16 protein-coding genes and 2 tRNA genes are annotated in these 19864 nt (G+C 67.6%); 9 read left to right on the forward strand and 9 right to left on the reverse strand.

Going from position 1 to position 19864, the window contains the following annotated elements; translation table 11 throughout:
- From ASG71_RS02480 to pknB, 5 genes are read left to right on the forward strand one after another with little or no spacing between them, the layout of a single operon-like run.
- Positions 1–1665 carry a PP2C family protein-serine/threonine phosphatase gene (locus tag ASG71_RS02480; RefSeq protein WP_056736731.1) on the forward strand — a complete coding sequence of 555 codons (1665 nt, stop codon included), beginning with the start codon at positions 1–3 and terminating at the stop codon, positions 1663–1665.
- Positions 1662–3116, forward strand: coding sequence for an FtsW/RodA/SpoVE family cell cycle protein (locus tag ASG71_RS02485; RefSeq protein ID WP_056736733.1), 1455 nt, complete (start codon positions 1662–1664; stop codon positions 3114–3116). Before ASG71_RS02480 ends, ASG71_RS02485 begins: the two co-directional genes overlap by 4 nt.
- Positions 3113–4570, forward strand: a complete 1458-nt coding sequence (locus ASG71_RS02490; protein WP_056736735.1) for a peptidoglycan D,D-transpeptidase FtsI family protein — start codon at positions 3113–3115, stop codon at positions 4568–4570. The genes ASG71_RS02485 and ASG71_RS02490 overlap by 4 nt, the downstream gene beginning before the upstream one ends.
- Entirely contained in the window at positions 4567–6381 is a 1815-nt protein-coding gene (locus tag ASG71_RS02495; RefSeq protein WP_056736737.1) for a protein kinase domain-containing protein, read from the forward strand. The genes ASG71_RS02490 and ASG71_RS02495 overlap by 4 nt, the downstream gene beginning before the upstream one ends.
- A 6-nt stretch (positions 6382–6387) precedes the next feature.
- A complete protein-coding gene (gene pknB, locus ASG71_RS02500) occupies positions 6388–8370 on the forward strand; it encodes a Stk1 family PASTA domain-containing Ser/Thr kinase (protein ID WP_056736739.1) in 1983 nt (660 codons plus the stop codon).
- A gap of 13 nt (positions 8371–8383) precedes the next feature.
- On the opposite strand, the gene ASG71_RS02505 is transcribed toward pknB, so the two are convergent.
- Positions 8384–9025 (reverse strand): aminodeoxychorismate/anthranilate synthase component II, encoded by a 642-nt coding sequence (locus ASG71_RS02505; RefSeq protein WP_056736741.1) that lies wholly within the window; start codon positions 9023–9025, stop codon positions 8384–8386.
- A gap of 231 nt (positions 9026–9256) precedes the next feature.
- Between ASG71_RS02505 and ASG71_RS02510 the strand changes: the two genes are divergently transcribed.
- On the forward strand, positions 9257–9511 hold the full coding sequence (locus ASG71_RS02510; RefSeq protein ID WP_056737228.1) for a cell division protein CrgA: 255 nt from the start codon (positions 9257–9259) through the stop codon (positions 9509–9511).
- A gap of 157 nt (positions 9512–9668) precedes the next feature.
- The gene (locus ASG71_RS02515; RefSeq protein WP_056736743.1) at positions 9669–10274 is read left to right on the forward strand and encodes a DNA-3-methyladenine glycosylase I; all 606 of its coding nucleotides are present in this window, start codon (positions 9669–9671) and stop codon (positions 10272–10274) included.
- Positions 10275–11362: 1088 nt separating this feature from the next.
- Here ASG71_RS02515 and ASG71_RS02520 read toward each other — a convergent pair.
- Together ASG71_RS02520 and ASG71_RS02525 are read right to left on the reverse strand one after the other, a co-directional pair.
- Positions 11363–12256 (reverse strand): rhomboid family intramembrane serine protease, encoded by an 894-nt coding sequence (locus ASG71_RS02520; protein ID WP_056736745.1) that lies wholly within the window; start codon positions 12254–12256, stop codon positions 11363–11365.
- 7 nt (positions 12257–12263) lie between these two features.
- Positions 12264–12809, reverse strand: coding sequence for a peptidylprolyl isomerase (locus ASG71_RS02525; protein WP_056736748.1), 546 nt, complete (start codon positions 12807–12809; stop codon positions 12264–12266).
- A 154-nt stretch (positions 12810–12963) separates the two neighbouring features.
- On the opposite strand from ASG71_RS02525, the gene ASG71_RS02530 reads away from it, so the two are divergent.
- Together ASG71_RS02530 and ASG71_RS02535 are read left to right on the forward strand one after the other, a co-directional pair.
- Positions 12964–13902 carry a hypothetical protein gene (locus tag ASG71_RS02530; RefSeq protein ID WP_056736749.1) on the forward strand — a complete coding sequence of 313 codons (939 nt, stop codon included), beginning with the start codon at positions 12964–12966 and terminating at the stop codon, positions 13900–13902.
- A 148-nt stretch (positions 13903–14050) separates the two neighbouring features.
- Positions 14051–14926, forward strand: coding sequence for a glycosyltransferase (locus ASG71_RS02535; RefSeq protein WP_056736751.1), 876 nt, complete (start codon positions 14051–14053; stop codon positions 14924–14926).
- Between the two features lie 72 nt (positions 14927–14998).
- Here the strand turns inward: ASG71_RS02535 and ASG71_RS02540 are convergent, their stop codons facing one another.
- From ASG71_RS02540 to gyrA, 6 genes are all read right to left on the reverse strand, one after another.
- Positions 14999–15913 (reverse strand): DMT family transporter, encoded by a 915-nt coding sequence (locus ASG71_RS02540; RefSeq protein WP_056736753.1) that lies wholly within the window; start codon positions 15911–15913, stop codon positions 14999–15001.
- 157 nt (positions 15914–16070) lie between these two features.
- Positions 16071–16146: transfer RNA gene (locus ASG71_RS02545), tRNA-Ala, on the reverse strand.
- Between the two features lie 28 nt (positions 16147–16174).
- Complete coding sequence (locus ASG71_RS16860; RefSeq protein ID WP_414826639.1) at positions 16175–16297, reverse strand: DLW-39 family protein; 123 nt, start codon at positions 16295–16297, stop codon at positions 16175–16177.
- Between the two features lie 53 nt (positions 16298–16350).
- Positions 16351–16424 (reverse strand) — tRNA-Ile (locus tag ASG71_RS02550).
- 65 nt (positions 16425–16489) lie between these two features.
- A complete protein-coding gene (locus ASG71_RS02555; protein WP_056736755.1) occupies positions 16490–17116 on the reverse strand; it encodes a DUF3566 domain-containing protein in 627 nt (208 codons plus the stop codon).
- Positions 17113–19818: a DNA gyrase subunit A gene (gene gyrA / locus ASG71_RS02560; RefSeq protein ID WP_056736757.1), complete on the reverse strand. Its 2706-nt coding sequence runs from the start codon at positions 19816–19818 to the stop codon at positions 17113–17115. Before gyrA ends, ASG71_RS02555 begins: the two co-directional genes overlap by 4 nt.
- Between the last annotated feature and the right edge of the window lie 46 nt (positions 19819–19864).

Raw genomic sequence — 19864 nt, forward strand, 5'->3', positions numbered from 1 at the left:
ATGGCTACCCCCGAATCCCCCGCAGAAGAGGCAGCAACTGCCCCGAAGCGGCCGCTCATCATGCGCTACGCCGCGCGTTCCGACGTCGGACGCGTGCGGGCGAAAAACGACGACTCCGCCTACGTCGGCCGCCACCTTGCCGTCGTCGCGGACGGCATGGGCGGGCACGCCGGCGGCGACGTGGCATCCGCCGCCACCGTGCTGGACATGATCCACCTCGACCGGGACGACTACGACGCCGAGACCGGCGAAGCGGACACCGTGCTGGCGGACGAGATCCAGACCGCCAACTCGCTGCTCTCCGAGCTGGTCCACATGAACCCCAAACTGGCCGGGATGGGGACCACGGTCACGGCCCTGCTGCTCGCGGGCGGACGGCTCCATTTCGCCCACATTGGTGATTCCCGCGCCTACCGGCTGCGCAACGGCGAGTTCGAACAGGTCAGCGTCGACCACACCTTCGTCCAGCGCCTGATTGACGAAGGCCGGCTCCGCCCGGAAGAGGCGGAAACCCACCCGCACAAGAACGTCCTCATGCGCGTCCTGGGCGACGTCGATGCCAGCCCCGAGCTGGACCTCGACGTCCTGGAGGTCCAGCCTGGTGAACGCTGGCTGCTCTGCTCTGACGGACTGAACTATGTCGCCGGGCACGTCGTGGAACGCACCGTGCGCGAAACGAAGAGCCTGCGCGAATGCGCCGACACCCTCGTCGAACTCACGCTGAAGGCCGGCGCGCCGGACAACGTAACCGTCGTGATGGTCGACATCGCGGAGCAAACCCCCGACGATGTCAGCACCGCCGCCGTCGAGGTCATCCCGACGCCGGTGGCGGCTCCGGCCCCGCAGCCGCCCGCCGTGTCCGCGGCCCCGTCCGCGCCCGGCAGCGGCAGCGTGTTCGCCGCCAAGGCCCCCGACGCCGCCGGCCTCCCGGACAAACCGCAGGACGGTTCCGGCGAAGGACACAAAGAGCCCCAGCCGTCGACCGACCCGCACCTTGGCGAGCACCTGTCCGCCGAAGTTTTGCGCGAGGAACTCTCCACACGCCCGCACGAACTGGTCGGAGCCGCGGCGTCCGCGGCGGCCTCGGGCTCCATCCCGTCCATCGCCGGCCGCACCGTGGCCCGCCGTGCCGCGACAGTCCTGACCCACAAGGCCGATCCGGACAAAGACGAACCCGACGAGTTCAAACCGCCCGTCAGGCGCCGGCGCTGGCTGACCGTGTCCATCGCCGCGGCCATCGTCGCCGTCCTGGGGATCGGCCTGTGGCTCGGCTACGCGTGGACGCAGACGCGGTACTACGTCGGCGAATACGACCAGCGCGTAGCGATTTTCAACGGCGTCTCCCAGCGGCTTGGCCCCATCCCGCTTTCCACCCTCGAAACGGTGACCGATATCCGCATGTCAGACCTGCCAGAATTCTCGCAGCAGCGGGTCCGCCAGACGGTCCCTGCGCGGGACCTCTACGATGCCCAGCGGATCGTGAAGAACCTTGAGCGCACCGGCACGACGGCGCCCGCCGACGAGTGCCTGACCCCCTCGCCCACGGCCACTCCCAGCGCCTCGGCGTCCCCGCGCAGCTCCGCGTCGGCGGGCGCCGCCGCCCGCACGAAGTCGCCCAGCCCCACCCCGTCCCCGACCCCGACCTACTGCGAGGGGGACAAATGACACCGATCGATCCCACGCCCAAGCCGCGCCGCAACGCCGAGCTGGTCCTGCTGATCCTGGCCCTCGTGGTCGGGATCGGCGCGAACGCCCTCGTCGGAGTGGACCGGCAGAAGGCGTTCGACACCGACTTCTGGTTCCAGTCCGGGCTCCTTGCGGCGGCGGCGCTGGCATTCCACGTGGTGTTACGGCTCCGGGCGAAATATGCCGATCCGGTAATACTTCCCCTGGTGGTGGCCCTCAACGGGCTCGGCCTGGCGATGATCCACCGCCTGGACCGGGTCGGTGAGGACACCGGCAACAACCAGCTCCGCTGGACCCTGGTGGCCATGGCCGTCGCGATCGCCGTCATTTTCTTCCTCAAGGACCACCGCCTGTTGCGGCGCTTCACCTACATCTCGCTCGCCGTCAGCGCGGTGCTGCTGATCCTGCCGCTGGTTCCGGGCATTTCCGCCGGCGAGGTCCTGGGCGCCAGCGTCTGGATCAAGCTGGGGTCCATGACCTTCCAGCCGGGCGAAATCGCCAAGATCACCCTCGCGATCTTCTTCGCCGGGTATCTGTCCTCCAACCGGGACCTGATCCTGCTCGCGGGCCGGAAGATCGGGCCGGTGCAGTTCCCCCGGTTCAAGGACATGGGCCCGATGATCACGGCCTGGCTGGTCAGCATCGGGGTGCTGATCTTCCAGCGGGACCTGGGGACCTCGATCCTCTTCTTCGGCCTGTTCCTCGTCATGATCTATGTCGCCACCAGCCGGATCAGCTGGGTCATCATCGGCGTGGTCCTGATGGCAGCCGGCGGCTTCGTGGCGTCCAAGGTCTTCTCCCACGTCGCGCTCCGCATCGACGGCTGGCTCAACGCCTTCACCCCCGAGGTCTACGACCGTGAGTTCGGCGGCAGCCGGCAGATCGTCGAAGGTCTCTTCGGCATGGCCAACGGTGGCCTGGTCGGCACCGGGCTGGGCCAGGGCCGCCCGAACCTGGTTCCCTTCGCCAACAGCGACATGATCATCGCGTCCTTCGGCGAGGAACTGGGGCTGATCGGCGTCTTCGCGATCGTCCTCATGTACTTGTTGCTCTTCACCCGCGGATTCCGGGCCGCGCTCGGCACCCGGGACGCCTTCGGCAAGCTGCTCGCCACGGGCTTGTCTTTCGCCGTCGCCCTGCAGTGCTTCGTCGTCATCGGCGGCGTCACCCGGCTGATCCCGCTGACCGGACTGACCACGCCGTTTCTGGCCGCCGGCGGTTCCTCGCTGCTGGCCAACTGGATCATCGTCGGCCTGCTCCTGATGATCTCGCACGCCGCGCGCGGTCCGGTGGACACCACCCCGCTGCCGCCGGGACAGGCGCCCGACGCCGAGACGGGGGCGGCGGCTGTGCCGCCGAGGCCGGCCGCGGCGCCGTCGTCCCCCCGTACCAGTCCAGACGCTCCCACCGAGGCGGTGAAACACCTGTGAACCAGGCCATTCGCAACTCCTGGATCGCGGCGATCGCCATGTTCGCCCTCATCTTCGGGGCGCTCAGCTACGTGCAGGTGGTCGGCGCCGACGAGCTGAAGACCAACGCATGGAACAAGCGCACACTGCTGCAGAACTACTGCAACGACCGCGGCGCGATCATTGTCGGCGGCACCCCCATCGCGCAGTCGGTGGCCGGTTCGGAGACCTGCCAGTTCCAGCGCAGCTACCCGCAGCCGGAGCTGTACGCCGGGATCACCGGCTATTTCTCCAAGAACTACGGCCTGACCGGCATGGAACTGGCGATGAACGAGCAGCTCGCCGGTAGCTCGGACCAGCTCTTCCTCGACCGGGTCGGGCAGCTGTTCCTCGGGAACCAGCCCAAGGGTGCCTCGGTGGAGCTGACTCTGGATCCGAAAATCCAGAAGCTGGCCTATGACCTGATCCCGGAGGGCCAGCGCGGTTCGATCGTGGTCACCAATCCCCGGACCGGCGCGATCCTGGCGATGGTGTCCAAGCCTTCGTACGATCCGAACCTGATCGCCACGCAGGACGCGGACGCCGAAGCGGCAAACATCACGGCGTTGAACAAGATCCCCGGGATCAACCTCAACCAGTCGGTGAGCGGCCCCACCGGGGCGCTGCTGGCGCCCGGTTCGGTGTTCAAGCTGATCGACACCGCCGCCGCACTGAATTCCGGCAAATACAACAAGGACAGCGTGTTGCCTAACCCGGCGGAAATGCCGTTCCCGGGCATCCAGTACAAGCTGCCAAACTACGCCGGCGGCAACTGTTACACCCGGAACACCGCGACGTTCGCCTTCGCCCTGCAGCAGTCCTGCAACACGCCGTTCGCCCGCATCGCTATCGATCTGGGCCAGAAGGCCATCGAAGAGCAGGCCGCCAAGTTCGGTTTCGGCCAGGACTTCGGCGACCAGCTCAAGCTCGAGAGCGCCAAGAGCTTCTTCCCGAGCGAACCGCTGGACGACGCCGGCCTGGCCCAGTCGGCCATCGGCCAACGCGACGTCCGCGCCACGCCGTTGCAGATCAACACGATGACCGCCGCGATCGCCAACGGCGGGGTGCAGATGAAGCCGAGCCTGGTCAAGGCCCTGCGGTCGCCGGACCTGCGGATCATCAACGAGCCCAAGCCTGAGGTCCTGCGGACGTCGACCAGCCCCGAAATTGCGCGCCAGATCTCCGAGTGGATGGCCAGCGTGGTCAGCGACGGCATCGCCCGGGGCGCCGCGGTGCCCGGCATTGAAGTGGCCGGCAAGACCGGCACGGCCGAACTCGGCACCGGCTTGAACAATTCATGGTTTACCGGGTTTGCCCCGGCAAACGACCCGCAAGTGGCCGTCACCATCGTCATGCAAGGCGTGGACATCACCACCGGCGCAAACCTAACCAGTCCGAACGCGAAGAAGATTTTTGAGGCGGTGTTGAATAAGTGAGGCCTACATCGGGAATCACCCTCGGCGGCAGGTTCCAGCTGACCACACGCATTGCGATCGGCGGCATGGGGGAAGTGTGGAAGGCCAAGGACCTGATCCTGGGCCGGATCGTCGCGATCAAGGTCCTCAAGGAGGAGTACACCGGCGATCCCGGATTCCTGCAGCGTTTCCGTGCCGAGGCGCGGCACACCGCCCTGCTGAACCACGTCGGCATCGCGAATGTCTTCGACTACGGCGAGGAAGAGGGCTCCGCCTACCTCGTGATGGAGCTCGTCCCCGGCCAGCCGCTGAGCAGCATCATCGAACACGAGCAGGTGCTCTCCCCGGACCGCACCCTCTCGATGATCTCGCAGACGGCGCGGGCCCTGTCCGTCGCGCACGCCCAGGGCCTGGTGCACCGCGACATCAAACCGGGCAACCTGCTGATCACGCCGGACGGCCGGGTCAAGGTCACCGACTTCGGGATCGCCCGGCTGGCAGACCAGGTGCCGCTGACCCAGACCGGCCAGGTGATGGGCACGGCCCAGTACCTGGCCCCGGAACAGGCCACCGGCCAGACCGCCACCGGTGCCTCGGACATCTATTCGCTGGGCGTCATCGGGTATGAGTGCCTTACCGGCCACCGCCCCTTCTCCGGGGAATCCCAGATCGCGATCGCCCTGGCCCAGGTTAACGACGCGCCGCCGCCGCTGCCGGACACCCTGCCCCGGCCGGTGCGTGCGCTGCTGATGTCAATGCTGGCCAAGGATCCGAAAAACCGCCCGGCCGACGCGATCAAGCTCGCCGAAGCGGCCGACGCCATCCGCAACGGGGATATTGCGGCGGCCCACGCCGCTGTCCCGGGCATGCTGCTGTTCGAGGCCGCCACCGGGCCGATCACCGCGCCGGTCAACGTGCCCACGGCGGCGACCGGCGTAATCGGTGCGTCCGCGGCGGAAGACAAGTCGACGTCGGCGCTGCCGGTGCTCGGGGCAGCCGGCGCCGGCGCTGCCGCAGGCCTCGCGGCAGGTGCCGCCGCCGCCAGTGGCCACGGCGCCCGCAACGCGCTCAACCGCGCCGATGCCTTGGCCGCGGAGCGGACTTGGGAGCAGGAGGAAGAGGACTACGACGGCTACGAGCCCGCGGAGGAGAAGCGCCGCCGTGGCCGCAGCCCGTGGACCTGGCCGCTGATCGCCCTGATCCTGCTGGTGCTGTTCGCCCTGGTGGGGATCGTCCTGTCCCAGGCCGGGGTTTTGTTCCCGTCTTCTCCCGCCGTCACGAGTTCCAGCGCCAAGGCGACCACGACGAGCGCCGCTCCCACCTCGAAGTCGCCCAGCCCGACCAGCAGCTCGGCCACGCCCACGGAATCGACGCCCCCGGCGATCAACCTGATCCCGGACGCCTACAAGGGCCGTCCTTACGAAGAGGTCAGGGCCGAACTGATCGGTCTCGGCCTGCAGGTCAGGGGCAACGGGGTCGCCGATCCCGCCGCGCCGGGCACGGTCCTGGACATCGATCCCTCCGGCCCGGTCCAGCCCGGCGAGACCATCACCGTGACCTACTCCAAGGGTCCGGAGAAGGTGGCGGTCCCGTCGCTGGAACCGGGTGCGAGCGAAAAGCAGGTCCAGCGGGCGATTGAGAACGCCGGGCTGCGGTGGCAGAAGGGCGAACCGGTCGAGGGCGACGGCACCCAGAAAGAGGGCACGTTCGTCAGCTCCGAGCCGGCCTCCGGCGATGAGGTTCCCGCGGGTTCGGTCGTGACCTACCACCTCGCCGCCCCGACGGCTCCGGACGCGTCTTCACCATCCCCGAGCGCCACCTCCACGAAGTAGCCTTCCATGTCGACTTCACCCCGCACTCCAGCGCACCGGGAGGACAGCAGCCCCGCGTCGGCCCGGCGCGTCCTCAGCGGACGCTACGAGCTGGGTGAGCTGATCGGCCGCGGCGGCATGGCGGACGTCTACCGGGGGGTGGACACCAGGCTCGGCCGAACCGTGGCGATCAAGCTGCTCCGGCCCGATCTGGCCCGTGACCCCCAGTTCCAATCCCGCTTCAAGCGCGAGGCCCAGGCCGTCGCGGCGTTGAACCACCCGTCGATCGTGGCCGTCTTCGACACCGGAGACCACGCCGTCCCGGGCGGTCACGACGACAGTGTCCGGGTGCCGTACATCGTCATGGAGTACGTATCCGGCAAAACCATCCGCGACCTGATCAAGGCCAACGAGGTCACCATCGACCAGGCGATCGACTTCACCCTCGGCGTGCTGTCCGCGCTGGACTACAGCCACCGCGCCGGGATCGTGCACCGCGACATCAAGCCCGCGAACGTGATGTGCCCGGGTGCCAACACCGTCAAGGTGATGGACTTCGGAATCGCCCGCGCCATGGCCGATGCCTCGGCGACCATGACACAGACCCAGGCCGTCGTGGGTACGGCGCAGTATCTCTCCCCCGAGCAGGCGCGGGGCGAGACCGTCGACGCGCGCAGCGACCTGTATTCAGCCGGTTGCCTGCTGTACGAGATGCTGACCGGCCGTCCGCCCTTCGTCGGCGACAGCCCGGTGTCCGTCGCTTACCAGCACGTGCGGGAGATCCCGGAGCCCGCGAGCAGTCTCAACCCGGACGTTTCCCCCGCCCTCGACAGTGTGCTGGCTAAGGCCCTGCAAAAGAACCGGGCGGACCGGTTCCAGGACGCCGCGGCCTTCCGTCGCGCCCTGCGCGCGGCCCGCAGCGGCGTCGCCGTCGCTGCCCTGCCGCCCGGCGAAGCCCCGACGGACCCGAACAATACGGTCGAAGGCACCGGCCAGCTGCCCCCGACAGCGGCCTTCGCCCTGACCGGCGCCAAGTTCCTCGACGACGCCCCGTCCGGCCGTCTCCCGGCCGTGCCAGCCGACGCCGGGGACACTGCCCTGGACGGAACGACGGCGGCCGCTCCGCCGGACACGGGCAGCCTCGGCCTGAGCCTGCCGGCTGAACGCGAGCCCAGTCCCCGGCAGAAAACCCGCCGCCGGATGTGGATCGCGACGCTGGTGATCTTTACCCTGCTTGTTCTGGCCGGCGGCGGTCTGTGGCTTTACAACATGGTCAACCAGCGGCCGGCGCCGGTTGCCAAGGTGGACGTTCCTGCCGTTACGGCGCTGACCGAATCCGAGGCGCTGCAGAAGCTCTACAACGTCGGGCTCAAACCCCAGCTGCAGCGCGTCCAGCACGAGACGGTACCGAAGGGCATCGCCGTCGGGACCGAACCTGTTGCGGGCACCGCCCTGGAGCCGAACGCGGATATCACCCTCACCATCTCCGAAGGGCCCAGCGTCGTCACGATCCCCACCGATCTGCCGGGCCGGACCGAAGCTGATGCGAGGGACGAACTGCGACGCACCGGGCTGAGCGGAGCGCCCAAAACGACGCTGAACAACAGCCCCAACGTGCCGGCCGGGATTGTGATCACCACCAACCCCGCTCCGGGCCAGTCCGTCGCGGTGGACAGCACGGTCGAAATCATTGTCTCCACCGGCAAGGTGGCCGTTCCGCAGCTCATCGGGCTGACCCGGGCCGAGGCGCAGGCAGCCCTGAAGAAGGCCGGCCTGGGCGCGGCCATCAAGGAAGTCGAAAACTCGCAGGTGCAGCCGGGCAGGGTGACGGCCCAGAGCGATGCCGCGGATGCGGCTGTTGAACAGGGCAAGACCGTGACCATCACGGTGGCGAAGGCCCCGGCGCCGAAGCCGACGCCCACTCCCACGCCCACTCCGACGCCTTCCGACTCCGGAAACGGCGACAACACGACCGAGGGCCTCGGCCAGCTGCTGGATCCCGGAGCCTAGCGCCTCGCCGTCGTCAGTGCCGGATTAGCGGACTCAGCTCGGCGGCCCGTGCGGCAGCCCCGGCCATGCCCAGCGACTCGAGCCAGTTGCCCAGCATCAGGTAGCCGCCCTCGGTCAGGACCGACTCCGGGTGGAACTGGACTCCGCACAGGGGCGCGGTACGGTGCTGCAGGCCCATCACGACGCCGGTGGCGGTCTCCGCCGTGACCTCAAGTTCCGCGGGGATGCTGTCGCGGACCGCCGCAAGGGAGTGGTACCGCGTGGCCGTGAAAGGCGACGGCAGGCCGGTGAAAACGCTGCCGCCCTGGTGTTCCACGAGCGAGGTTTTGCCGTGCATGAGCTCCGGGGCATGGGTTACACGGCCGCCAAAGGCCTCGGCCAGCGCCTGGTGCCCGAGGCAGACGCCGAGCATGGGCTTGCCGTGGCTGCCGCACCACTTGATCAGTTCAATGCAGACGCCGGCCTCCGCCGGGGCCCCGGGGCCGGGCGAGATGAGCACGCCGTCGCGCGCCTCCGCCATTTCGACCGCCTCGGCCAGGGTCACATCATCGTTGCGGACCACGGTAGTTTCCGCACCGAGCTCCTGCAGGTAGCCGACCAGGGTGTAGACAAAGCTGTCGTAGTTGTCTACGACCAGGATCTTGGTTGTACTCATGGGTGCCTTGCTGAACCAATCGTCGAATCAGTGGACGGCCCACGCTGCGCCGTCCGGGAAAAGGAACCTGCCCCGGCGTCCGGACGCGCCCAAACCACAGCCGCCCGGAGTCCAGCTAGAATTGGCTGCGATTAGGATTTCAAACTTGACCAAGAGCGCGTGGCCGCCGGCTATTCCTCCCTGCAGGATACCAAGCCCGGCAGCGCCCTCTCATCCCGCCAAGGAGGACCCGTGCCCGAGTCTAAGCCGCGGAAGAGGACTGCGCGCGTGGCGCCGCAGACCTCCGCCACGCAGGCCTACAAGCCCAACCCCGTCTGGTTTAAGCCGGTGATGTTCGGCCTGATGATCCTCGGACTGCTGTGGATCATTACGTTTTACATCAGCGAAGGCACCCTCCCCGTCAGGGCTTGGGAGTCCTGGAACATTGTTGCCGGCTTCGGCATCGCGATCGTGGGCTTCCTGATGACCACGCGGTGGCGTTCCTGACGGCACTTCTGGCGCTGCCCCTGCCCCGACGCAGGACTGAAGCACCCCCGCAGGCCGGCACACACCGTGTGCCGGCCTGCGGCTTTAATCACCCGGCCAGCGTGTTCCCGCCGCCCCGAATGGCGGGGCGCGGGGCCCCTCCCCGCAAAGGAATCGCATGAACCCCGAACCCAGTGGCTGCATCATCGGCGAGGACGGGCTCGCACGGCCGGCCTGGGCGGCCACCGACCCAGTGCTGCGGAACTACTACGACACCGAGTGGGGCCTGCCCGTCCGGGACGAACAGGGACTCTATGAGCGCATCAGCCTCGAGGCCTTCCAGGCCGGCCTGTCCTGGGCGACAATCCTGCGCAAGCGTCCGGCCTTCCGGGCCGCCTTTGCGGATTTTCACCCGGAAACCGTGGCCTCCTTTACCGAGGACGACGTCGACCGGCTGCTCCAGGACGCCGGCATTGTGCGCAACAGGCTCAAGATCCGCGCGACCATCACCAACGCCCGGGCGACCCTGGAGCTGAGGAACGACGGCGGCCTGGTGGACTTCGTGTGGGGATTCCGCCCCGCCGCCACTCCCGAGCCCACGTCGCTGGCGCAGATCCCGACGACCTCGCCTGAGTCCGTCGCGCTTTCCAAGGCGCTGCGCAAGCGTGGCTTTGTGTTCGTCGGGCCCACCATCATGTTCGCGCTCATGGAGGCGATTGGGATGGTCGACACGCACCTTCTCGACAGCCACCGCCGGGGCAGCTCCGGCGTCTGGGCCTCCTAACCCCTGCCGAGCGCCGGCGGGTCCACAGCTGTGCACAACCAGGCGACCGGTTATCCACAGGCTGTTGACCGGGCTGTGGCCTCCAGACCGTAGCGCCGCGCCGACGCTGGACGCCCACGGCCCCGGTAGGCGGGTGTCCGGACGCGCCGGACGGTTCCTAACTACGGCCCTGTAGTTATTAACAGTGTGGAATACCTGTGGATAAGCCCGAAAGCCTGCGGAGCGGCGCCCGACTGCCCACAAAGACCTCCGACGGCTTGCCTTACCGGACGGTCCTGCCGCTGCCGAGGGGCCGTTTTGGGAGTCGGCGTCCGGATCCTGGTGTTATCCACTTAACAACATGCGGCTACCCACACGTTATCCACAGCTGGGGATAATTTGTGCCTTGGGCCGGCAAGGCACTGCGGATAGAAGCGCCATGGCGCCGCTTTTCGCCGAGAAACTAAGACCATCAAGTTATTAACACTGTGAACAAGCCTGTGAATAACCGCCATTAAATACGACGTAAGAACCGTGGGGACCCTCGGGGGCGCGCGGAGCCGTTCCTATAACTGCGCTCAGGCAAGCCGTGCCTGGGGTCGGCGGCACAAGGCGGAGCGGGACCTAGGAACCGGGTCTTTTCGCGCAATCCCCGCCGCCGGGAAGATCATGGCCGGTAATGACAGCAGCGCTTGGGTTTTGTCCACTTAACCACAGGGCATGCCCACAGAGTTATCCACAGTTGTGGACGACAGTTTCCGTCGAAGGCGCCGATCCGCCTGTCATGGCCTTGAGAACCGGCGCCGCGGACTGAACTACAGGGTTGTAAGTTACCAACAGTGTGGATAACGGTTGTGGACAACTCGTGACGCTGGCTTGGGATGGCGAGCCGCCGGCGTGAGAGGCCCGCTCGGGCGACGGGCGCGGGGCTAAGACAGCCCGTGGCTTCTAGGGGGCCATAGGTCCGGCGCCGGCCCGTAGGCCTGGAAAGGGAGACCGGGCCGAGGGCGCGAGGAAGCCAGGAGACGAGCCGGGGTGGTGTGGAGCATGAGGACGCGCGGGACCGGCCAGCTGCCAACGGCCCGGTCCGGGACGCGCGGGAGGGGCCGCTAGGCCGGAAGCGCGGTGGCTGAGGCGTGGAGGGCAGTCACCGCGACCAGCAGGAGCAGCACCGCCGTCAGACCGGCAGCCTGGAGCGCTCCCTGGCGGCGGCCGCGCGGAGCGTAGGCAATGACCGCAGCGCAGAGCGCACCGGTGATCAGGCCGCCGAGGTGGGCCTGCCAGGCGATCTGGGGGACCACAAAGCCGATGACGCCGTTGACTGCAATGAGGACCCACAGTTGGCGGGTGTCGCCGCCGCGGTGGCGCTGGACCACGAGCATGGCACCGAAGAGCCCGAAGATGGCGCCCGAGGCGCCCACGACGCCGGCCAGCGCCTGGCCCGGAGTGTAGGCCGGGGTGAGCAACAGGTAGCCGACCGATCCGCCGATGGCGGAGAGCAGGTACACGGCGAGGAAGCGCATACGCCCCAGCAGGGGCTCCAGCGCCTGACCGAACATCCACAGCATGTACATGTTCAGCGCGATGTGCAGGATGAAGCCCTGGGAGTGCAGGAAGGCGGAAGTCAGCATCCGCCAGGGCTCGAACGCCCCAAAGCCGGGATCGGCGTAGACGGTGGCGAAGGCGAAGTTCTGGTAGATCCAGTCGTTGGGGACGAGCCACTGCAGCACGTAGACCAGGACGCAGGCGGCGATGATGCCGAAAGTGACCAGGGGCCGGCCCGCGGCAGCGGCGCCGCCGTAGACGGACTTAACGGCCGGCGTCGTCCGTTTGGTTTCGTTGACACAGTCAACGCACTGGAATCCGACGGCGGCCGCCCGCTGGCAGTCGGGGCACGCGGGGCGCCCGCAGCGCTGGCACCGGACATAGGCCGGGCGGTCCGGGTGCCGGGGGCACACCGGAATCTGCGCGGACGGCTCTGCCGCCGGAATTCCATAGCTCATGGCTGGACTAGAGCTGTTCGATGTCGATGCTGTTGATGACGACGTCTTCGACGGGGCGGTCGCCCATGCCCGTGCGTACGCCTTCGATGGCGTCGACGACCTTCTTGGATTCCTCGTCGGCCACCTCACCGAAGATGCTGTGCTTGCCCTGCAGCCAGCCGGTCGGGATCGTGGTGATGAAGAACTGCGAGCCGTTGGTGCCCCGGCCCATCTGGATGCCGGCGTTGGCCATGGCCAGCTTGTAGGGCTCGTTGAAAGTCAGCTCAGGGTGGATTTCGTCGTCGAACTTGTAGCCCGGGCCGCCGGTGCCGCGGCCCAGCGGGTCGCCGGCCTGGATCATGAAGTCCTTGATGATGCGGTGGAAGATGGTGCCGTTGTACAGCGGAGTGCCGGTCTTGTCCTCGCCGCTTTCCGGATGGGTCCAGGCCTGTTCCCCGGTGGCCAGGCCGACGAAGTTCTTGACGGTCTTGGGCGCGTGGTTGCCGAAGAGGTTGACGACGATGTCGCCCAGGCTCGTGTGGATGGTTGCTTTTGCGGTTGCGATGGCAGTCATGGCCCTATTCTTCCACGGCAGGGGTTCGGGTACAGGGCCGCGCAGTCAGTTCCGCGCTGGGTGAAATCGGGCCGAAAACCGGCGGGAGAATAGCCCGTCGGGTCCCGGACACGTAGGCTAACAGCAGAACCGTCACATTAATCGGGAGGTAGTTGTGAAGAAAACGGATCGTATTGCCCGTGAGCTGGAGCACTCGGTCAGCAGCGCAGTGGAGAACGCCAAGGACTGGGCAGCACCCCGGGTTGAGGCCGCCGTCGACTGGGCCGTTCCCCGCCTGCAGCAGGGTCTGGACACCGCCTCTCCGAAGATCCAGGAGGGCCTGAAGTCGGCGGCCCACAACCTGGCCGGCGGCGTCGCCACGGTCACCCCCCGCATCCAGGACGGGCTCGCGCAGCTCGCGCCGAAGATCCACGACGCCGTCGAAGGTGCCACGCCGCGGCTGCACGAAGCCCTCGACAAGGCGACCCCGGTGATCGCCAACGCCCGCGACCGGGTGGTCGTGGAGTACCTGCCGCGGCTGTCGGACCAGATCGGCCACGCCTCCGACGCCGTGCACCGCACGCTTGAGGGCGCACCGGCCCATGTGGATGCCGTGGCGCAGCGGCTGGCCGACTCCGGCGTCGTGCACTCGGTCCAGGAGCAGGCACAGTCCGCCGGCAAGCACCTCAAGGCCGCCGGCGCCGGCCTGGTGGCCTCGGCGGAACTGGCCAAGAAAGAGAAGCCCAAGCACCGCGGCTTCCTGATCTTCGGTGTCATCGCGGCTGCTGTTGCCGCCGGCGTCGCCGCGTGGAAGGCCTCCAAGCCGATCGAGGACCCGTGGAAGACGCCCGCTCCGGTTAAGCCCGCCACGCCGGCTCCGGTTCCCGCCACCACCGTTACCGAGGTCAAGGAGGAGGCGAAGCAGAACATCAGCGATGCTGCAGACTCCGCGGGTTCGGCCACCGTGGCCGCCGCCGACAAGGCAGCGGAAGCTTCGCACGAGGCCGCGGAGAAGGCCACGACGGAGGATGCCTCCGCCAAGGTCGCTACCGATGCCAAGACTGCGGTGCGCAACATCGCCGCCAGCCTGAACAACGACGACAAGACCAAGTAGTCCCTTCCTCCGCCGGCTCGCCGCGCGGGGAAACTGAGGGACAGACGCAGAAGAGGGATACCGCCGCGGCGGTGTCCCTCTTTTGTTTTCCCGTATCCGTGGCCCGCGCACGGCCGCGGCGTCCGGTGCGGATGCTAAATTTGGGGGGATGTCAGCCGAAGAATCCTCCGTGGACGCCAGTGACGCCGCCGTGCAGCCTCCGGCGGTCTCTATCGTCATCCCGGCGTACAACGAGGAAAGCGTCATCCGGCAGTGCCTGATTGCCGCTGTCTACCAGTCGGTCCCGGCCCACGAAATCATCGTGGTGGACAACATGTCCAAGGACCGCACCGCCCGGATCGTCCGGCAGATGCAACAGGAGTACCCGGAGAGCCCGATCATCCTGCTCAGCCAGGACAAGGACCAGGGCCTCATCCCCACCCGGAATTTCGGTCTGGACCACGCGACCGGCGAGGTGCTCGGCCGGATCGACGCCGACTCGGTGCTGGAACCTGACTGGGTGGAGCAGGTGCAGAAAGCCTTCGCGGACCCGTCCGTGGCGGCAGCGACCGGCCCGGTGGTCTACTACGACATGCCCATGCGCCGCTTCGGCCTCAAGGCCGACGACAAGATGCGCCAGCTCATGCTCAAACTGGCCAAGCACCAGTACCACTTCCTCTTCGGATCCAACATGGCGCTGCGCCGCTCGGCCTGGGACGTCATCCGGCTGGAAACATGCCGGGACGAGAAGGACGAGATGCACGAGGACATCGATCTCTCCCTTCACCTCGCCGACCACGAGCTGAGGATCCAGTACTGGCCGCAGATGGTCTCCGGAATGTCAGCCCGGCGGCTCGAGGACTCCCCGCGGGACTACCGCTACTACGTCACCCGGTTCGACCGGACCTACAAGGCGCACAACGTCAAGAAAATGGCGTTGAAGGCCCCCATGGTCGTGTTTTTCTCGGTGTACTTCCCGGCCAAGCTGCTGCGCGCCATCCACACGGTCAACACTGCCCAGCCGGTCCGGCGCGGCGGGCAATAACCGCTTCCGGCCACGCTACCCGCAGCTAACCGCGGCGCTTCCGCCGTCGGGTGCTACCGCCGTCGTGCTGTCCTAGTCGGTGCCCAGTTCCGCGATCCGGTCAGCCCCGCGGCGCACCCGCAGGGAGCGCCGCTGGCCCGCGACCACGACGGCGAGCCCCACCAGGATCATGCCGAGGCCGGCGTAGGTGCCGCCGGGGAGCGTTTCGCCCAGGAAGCCGGCCGCGAGCAGCGCCGCGCCGGGGATCTCCAGCAGGATGATCATTGACACCAGCAGCGGGCTCCAGGTCGCCAGCAGGTGGTTGAAGGCCGTGTGGCCCACCAGCTGCGCGCAGACGGTTATGGCCAGGATCCCCAGCCAGCCGGCAGCATCGAAGCCCGCCAGGGGTTGGCCGGCTGCCAAGGCCAGGACCGCCACCACGGCGGCACACATGCCGTAGCAGAGCGTGGTGTACACGCCCGTGCCCATCGTCCGCCGGGCGCGGCCGCCGGCCAGCGTGTAGGCACCCGCCAGGATGCCGCCGGCCACGGCGAGCAGGTCGCCGACGAGGGCCTGCGGCGAGGTGCCCATATCGAAGCCGGTGATTGCCACGACGCCGCCGAACGCCAGTCCAAGCCCGGCCAGGACCTCCCAGCGGTGGCGCACGCCGCGGAAGAGCTGGAAGACGGCGATCCAGCCGGACTGGAGACAGACCAGGGCAGTGGCCGCCGCGACGGAGGTCAGCTGCAGCGAGGTGATGAAGCAGGCGAAATGGAGGGCCAGCGATACCGCCGCGGCCAAGGACCAGCGGAATTCACTGCCCGTGACCCGGCCGAACTGCCGGGGTTGCCGGACCAGCACAGGTCCGGCCATGACCGCCGAACCGATGGCATTGCGCCAGAAGGCAATGGCGAGGGCGCTGACCGACGTAGCGCCGAGGGTGGCCGCGATCAGCGGGCCGGAGGAGGCCACGCCCAGCACGCCCAAGGCGGCAAGGAAGAAGTTCACGCTCCCACAGTAGTGGTCCGGCAAAGCCGGGCCGTGCTCCGTTCCATACGGTGACGGAACCGGGGCTCACCGGGAGGACACGGCACCGGGATCTGGGCGCACAGGCCGGAACGCAAAAGGTCCCGGCCAGCGTTTCCGCTGGCCGGGACCTTTTCTATGGTGGAGGCACGGGGACTCGAACCCCGAACCCCCTGCTTGCAAAGCAGGTGCGCTACCAATTGCGCCATGCCCCCATAGGAACTACCCGGTATCTTCCGGGAGCTAGTCGACCGTGTCGGTCGCCTCGCTCCAGACTGTCTTCCGGGCTTCGGACTCCTGCACTTTCCTGTAGACAAGAACGCTTGCGATGGTGGCTGCTACAACCAGCAACTTCTTCACATGCACCTCATCCCGGTCCGCTTTGCAACGGACCTGTCCAGGAACCTGTACAGGTTCCGTGGGCGTACCAGGACTTGAACCTGGGACCTCTTCGTTATCAGCGAAGCGCTCTAACCGCCTGAGCTATACGCCCCGATGCCTCATCGGGCCGAGATATGACTTTACAGCACATCCCGGCCCGATCTCAAATCGAGGGTTTTAGTCGTCCGTCAGGGTGACGCCGATGCCGCCCACAAGGGTCGCGGCGATGTTGTACAGCACCGCCGAGAGCATCGACAGGGCCGTCAGCAGCACCACGTTGATCACGGCGATGATGACCGCGAAGGAGGCCACCTGGCCGAGCGAGGCGACCTTCTTCAGCTCGAAGCCGCCGCTTTCCGACCCGGCGAGGGTTCCGAGGAGGCCGTCGACCTGGTCGAAGATGCCGGTCAGGTCCAGGACGGTCCAGAGCACGATCGCGGCAACCACCGTGACGATGCCGAGGGCCACCGAGAGCAGGAACGCCATCTTGAGCACGGACCACGGGTCGACCTTGCTGATCAGCAGGCGGGCGCGGCGGACCTTGGCCTTCGGTGCCGGCTTGACCAGGCCCGGAGCTCCCTGTCCGGGGCGCTGGCCCGCGGAGTCGGGGCGCTGGCCCGGAACAGCAGGACGCTGGCCGGGGGCAGCAGGGCGCTGCGGCGCTCCTGCGGGACGCTGGCCCGATCCGGCCAGGCCCGGGCGCTGCTGCGGCCGTGACGGGGCCGCGACCCTGGGGGCGGCAGCGGGCTGCCGCATGCCGCCGGCGCCGCTGCTGGACTTGGGATATGAGTCGGAATTACTCACGCGTTACCTCCGGTGTTGTCTTCGTCCAGTTCGGCATGGCCTGATGACTCATCTGACTCCGGGGCCGGTACTGATTCTGCCTCTGCGGACCCATCGATCGGTCCAGTTGCTTCAGCCAACGTTACGTCATCCTGCCCCGTGGCCGGACTTTCGGCGCCGTCCTCGGGGGCGGTTTCCTCTGTCTCAAGGCCGCGTTCGCTGTTGCGGGCGACGGCGATGATGCGGTCGTTCTTGTCCGGCTTGGCGAAAATGACGCCCATGGTGTCGCGGCCCTTGGCCGGCACGCCGGCGACCGAGGAACGGACCACCTTGCCGCCCTCCATGACCACCAGGACCTCATCCTCTTCCTGGACGATCAGGGCGCCGACGAGGTGTCCGCGTTCCTCCTGGTACTTGCCGACCTTGATGCCGAGCCCGCCGCGGCCCTGGAGACGGTATTCCTCCACCGCCGTCCGCTTCGCGAAGCCGCCCTCGGTGACGATGAACACGAAGGACCCGTCGCGCACGACGTCGGCCGCCAGCAGTTCGTCATCCTCGCGGAACTTCATTCCGGTGACACCGGACGTGGCCCGGCCCATGGGGCGCAGAGCCTCGTCGGTGGCGGTGAAGCGGATCGACTGGCCCTTCCGGGACACCAGCATCAGGTCATCCGTTTCGGAGACCAGCTGCGCGGAGACCAGCTCATCGCCGTCGCGCAGGTTGATGGCGATCACGCCGGCGGAGCGGTTGGTGTCGTAGTCCTCGAGCCGGGTCTTCTTGACCAGGCCGCGCTTGGTCGCCAGGACCAGGTACGGGGCGTGCTGGTAGTCGCGCAGGTCCAGCACCTGGGCGATGTGCTCGTCCGGCTGGAAGGCCAACAGGTTGGCCACATGCTGGCCTTTCGCGTCACGGGCCGCTTCCACCAGCTCGTACGCCTTCGCCCGGTAGACCCGGCCCAGGTTCGTGAAGAACAGCAGCCAGTGGTGCGTGGTGGTCACGAAGAAGTGCTCGACGACGTCGTCGCCGCGCAGCTGCGCGCCCCGGATGCCCTTGCCGCCGCGCTGCTGCGAACGGTAGTTGTCGCTGCGCGTGCGCTTGACGTAGCCGCCGCGGGTGATCGTGACGACCATTTCCTCTTCGGGGATCAGGTCCTCGATCGACATGTCGCCGTCGAAGCCCATCAGGACCTTGGTCTTGCGGTCGTCGCCGTGCTTGGCCACGATTTCCGCGAGCTCGGTGCTGATGATCTCGCGCTGCCGCTCTTCCGAGGCCAGGATGGCGTTGTACTCGGCGATCAGCGCCTCGAGTTCGGCGTGACGGTCCTGGATTTTCTGGCGTTCCAGGGCGGCGAGCCGGCGCAGCTGCATGTCCAGGATGGCCCGGGCCTGCAGTTCGTCAATGTCCAGCAGTTCCATCAGCCCGTCGCGTGCGGCTTCGGTGGTGGTGGAGGCGCGGATCAGGGCGATGACCTCGTCGAGGGCATCGAGGGCCTTGAGCAGGGCGCGCAGGATGTGCGCTTCCTCCTCCGCCTTGCGCAGCCGGTACCTGGTGCGCCGGGCGATGACGTCCATCTGGTGCGTGACCCAGTGGCGAATGAACGCGTCGAGGCTCAGCGTGCGCGGCACGCCGTCGACGATCGCCAGCATGTTGGCCGCGAAGTTGTCCTGCAGCTGGGTGTGCTTGTAGAGGTTGTTCAGCACCACCTTGGCGACGGCGTCGCGCTTGAGCACGATCACCAGGCGCTGGCCGGTGCGGCCCGAGGTCTCGTCGCGGAGGTCGGCAATGCCGGAGATCTTGCCGTCCTTGACCAGCTCTGCGATCTTGATCGCCAGGTTGTCCGGGTTGGCCTGGTAGGGCAGCTCGGTGACCACCAGGCAGGTCCTGCCCTGGAGTTCCTCGACGTTGACGACGGCGCGCATCGTGATGGAGCCGCGCCCGGTCCGGTAGGCGTCCTCGATGCCCTTGTGGCCCAGAATCGTGGCGCCGGTCGGGAAGTCGGGTCCCTTGATCCGCTGGATCAGTTCCTCCAGCAGCTCTTCGCGGCTGGCGGTCGGGTTGGCCAGGTACCACTGCACGCCGTCGGCTACCTCGCGGAGGTTGTGCGGCGGGATGTTCGTGGCCATGCCGACGGCGATGCCGGAGGACCCGTTGACCAAAAGGTTCGGGAAACGCGCCGGCAGGATGGTGGGTTCCTGGTTCTTGCCGTCGTAGTTGTCCTGGAAGTCGACGGTTTCCTCGTCGATGTCCCGGACCATCTCCATCGCCAGCGGCGCCATCTTGGTTTCGGTGTACCGCGGGGCCGCGGCGCCGTCGTTGCCCGGGGAACCGAAGTTGCCCTGGCCCAAGGCCAGCGGGTAGCGCATGGTCCAGTCCTGGATCAGGCGGACCAGGGCGTCGTAGATCGCGGTGTCGCCGTGCGGGTGGTACTGGCCCATGACCTCGCCGACGACGCGGGCGCACTTGTTGAAGGAACGGTCCGGGCGGTAGCCGCCGTCGAACATCGCGTAGAGCACGCGGCGGTGGACAGGCTTCAGGCCGTCGCGGACATCCGGCAGCGCGCGGCCCACGATGACGGCCATCGCGTAGTCCAGGTAGGAGCGCTGCATTTCGGTCTGCAGGTCGACCTGCTCGACGCGGTCGCCCAGCACCTCGGCATCCAGAACGGTGCCTTCGAGCACGGAATCCGCGCCGTCGGCGGGAACCTCGGGTGTTTCGTCACTCATAGTCTATATTTTCCGTTTCAGGTATATATCGGCTCGGGGATATAAG

The organism is Arthrobacter sp. Soil763, from assembly GCF_001428365.1.
GTDB lineage: Bacteria > Actinomycetota > Actinomycetes > Actinomycetales > Micrococcaceae > Arthrobacter.

Bases quoted from the DNA above. Each gene is read 5' to 3' on its own strand.
- ASG71_RS02515 (WP_056736743.1), top strand. From the start codon at position 9,669: ATGAACCCCGAACCCAGTGGCTGCATCATCGGCGAGGACGGGCTCGCA.
- pknB (WP_056736739.1), top strand. From the start codon at position 6,388: ATGTCGACTTCACCCCGCACTCCAGCGCACCGGGAGGACAGCAGCCCC.
- ASG71_RS02485 (WP_056736733.1), top strand. From the start codon at position 1,662: ATGACACCGATCGATCCCACGCCCAAGCCGCGCCGCAACGCCGAGCTG.
- ASG71_RS02505 (WP_056736741.1), bottom strand. From the start codon at position 9,025: ATGAGTACAACCAAGATCCTGGTCGTAGACAACTACGACAGCTTTGTC.
- ASG71_RS02525 (WP_056736748.1), bottom strand. From the start codon at position 12,809: ATGACTGCCATCGCAACCGCAAAAGCAACCATCCACACGAGCCTGGGC.
- gyrA (WP_056736757.1), bottom strand. From the start codon at position 19,818: ATGAGTGACGAAACACCCGAGGTTCCCGCCGACGGCGCGGATTCCGTG.
- ASG71_RS02520 (WP_056736745.1), bottom strand. From the start codon at position 12,256: ATGAGCTATGGAATTCCGGCGGCAGAGCCGTCCGCGCAGATTCCGGTG.
- ASG71_RS02480 (WP_056736731.1), top strand. From the start codon at position 1: ATGGCTACCCCCGAATCCCCCGCAGAAGAGGCAGCAACTGCCCCGAAG.
- ASG71_RS02535 (WP_056736751.1), top strand. From the start codon at position 14,051: ATGTCAGCCGAAGAATCCTCCGTGGACGCCAGTGACGCCGCCGTGCAG.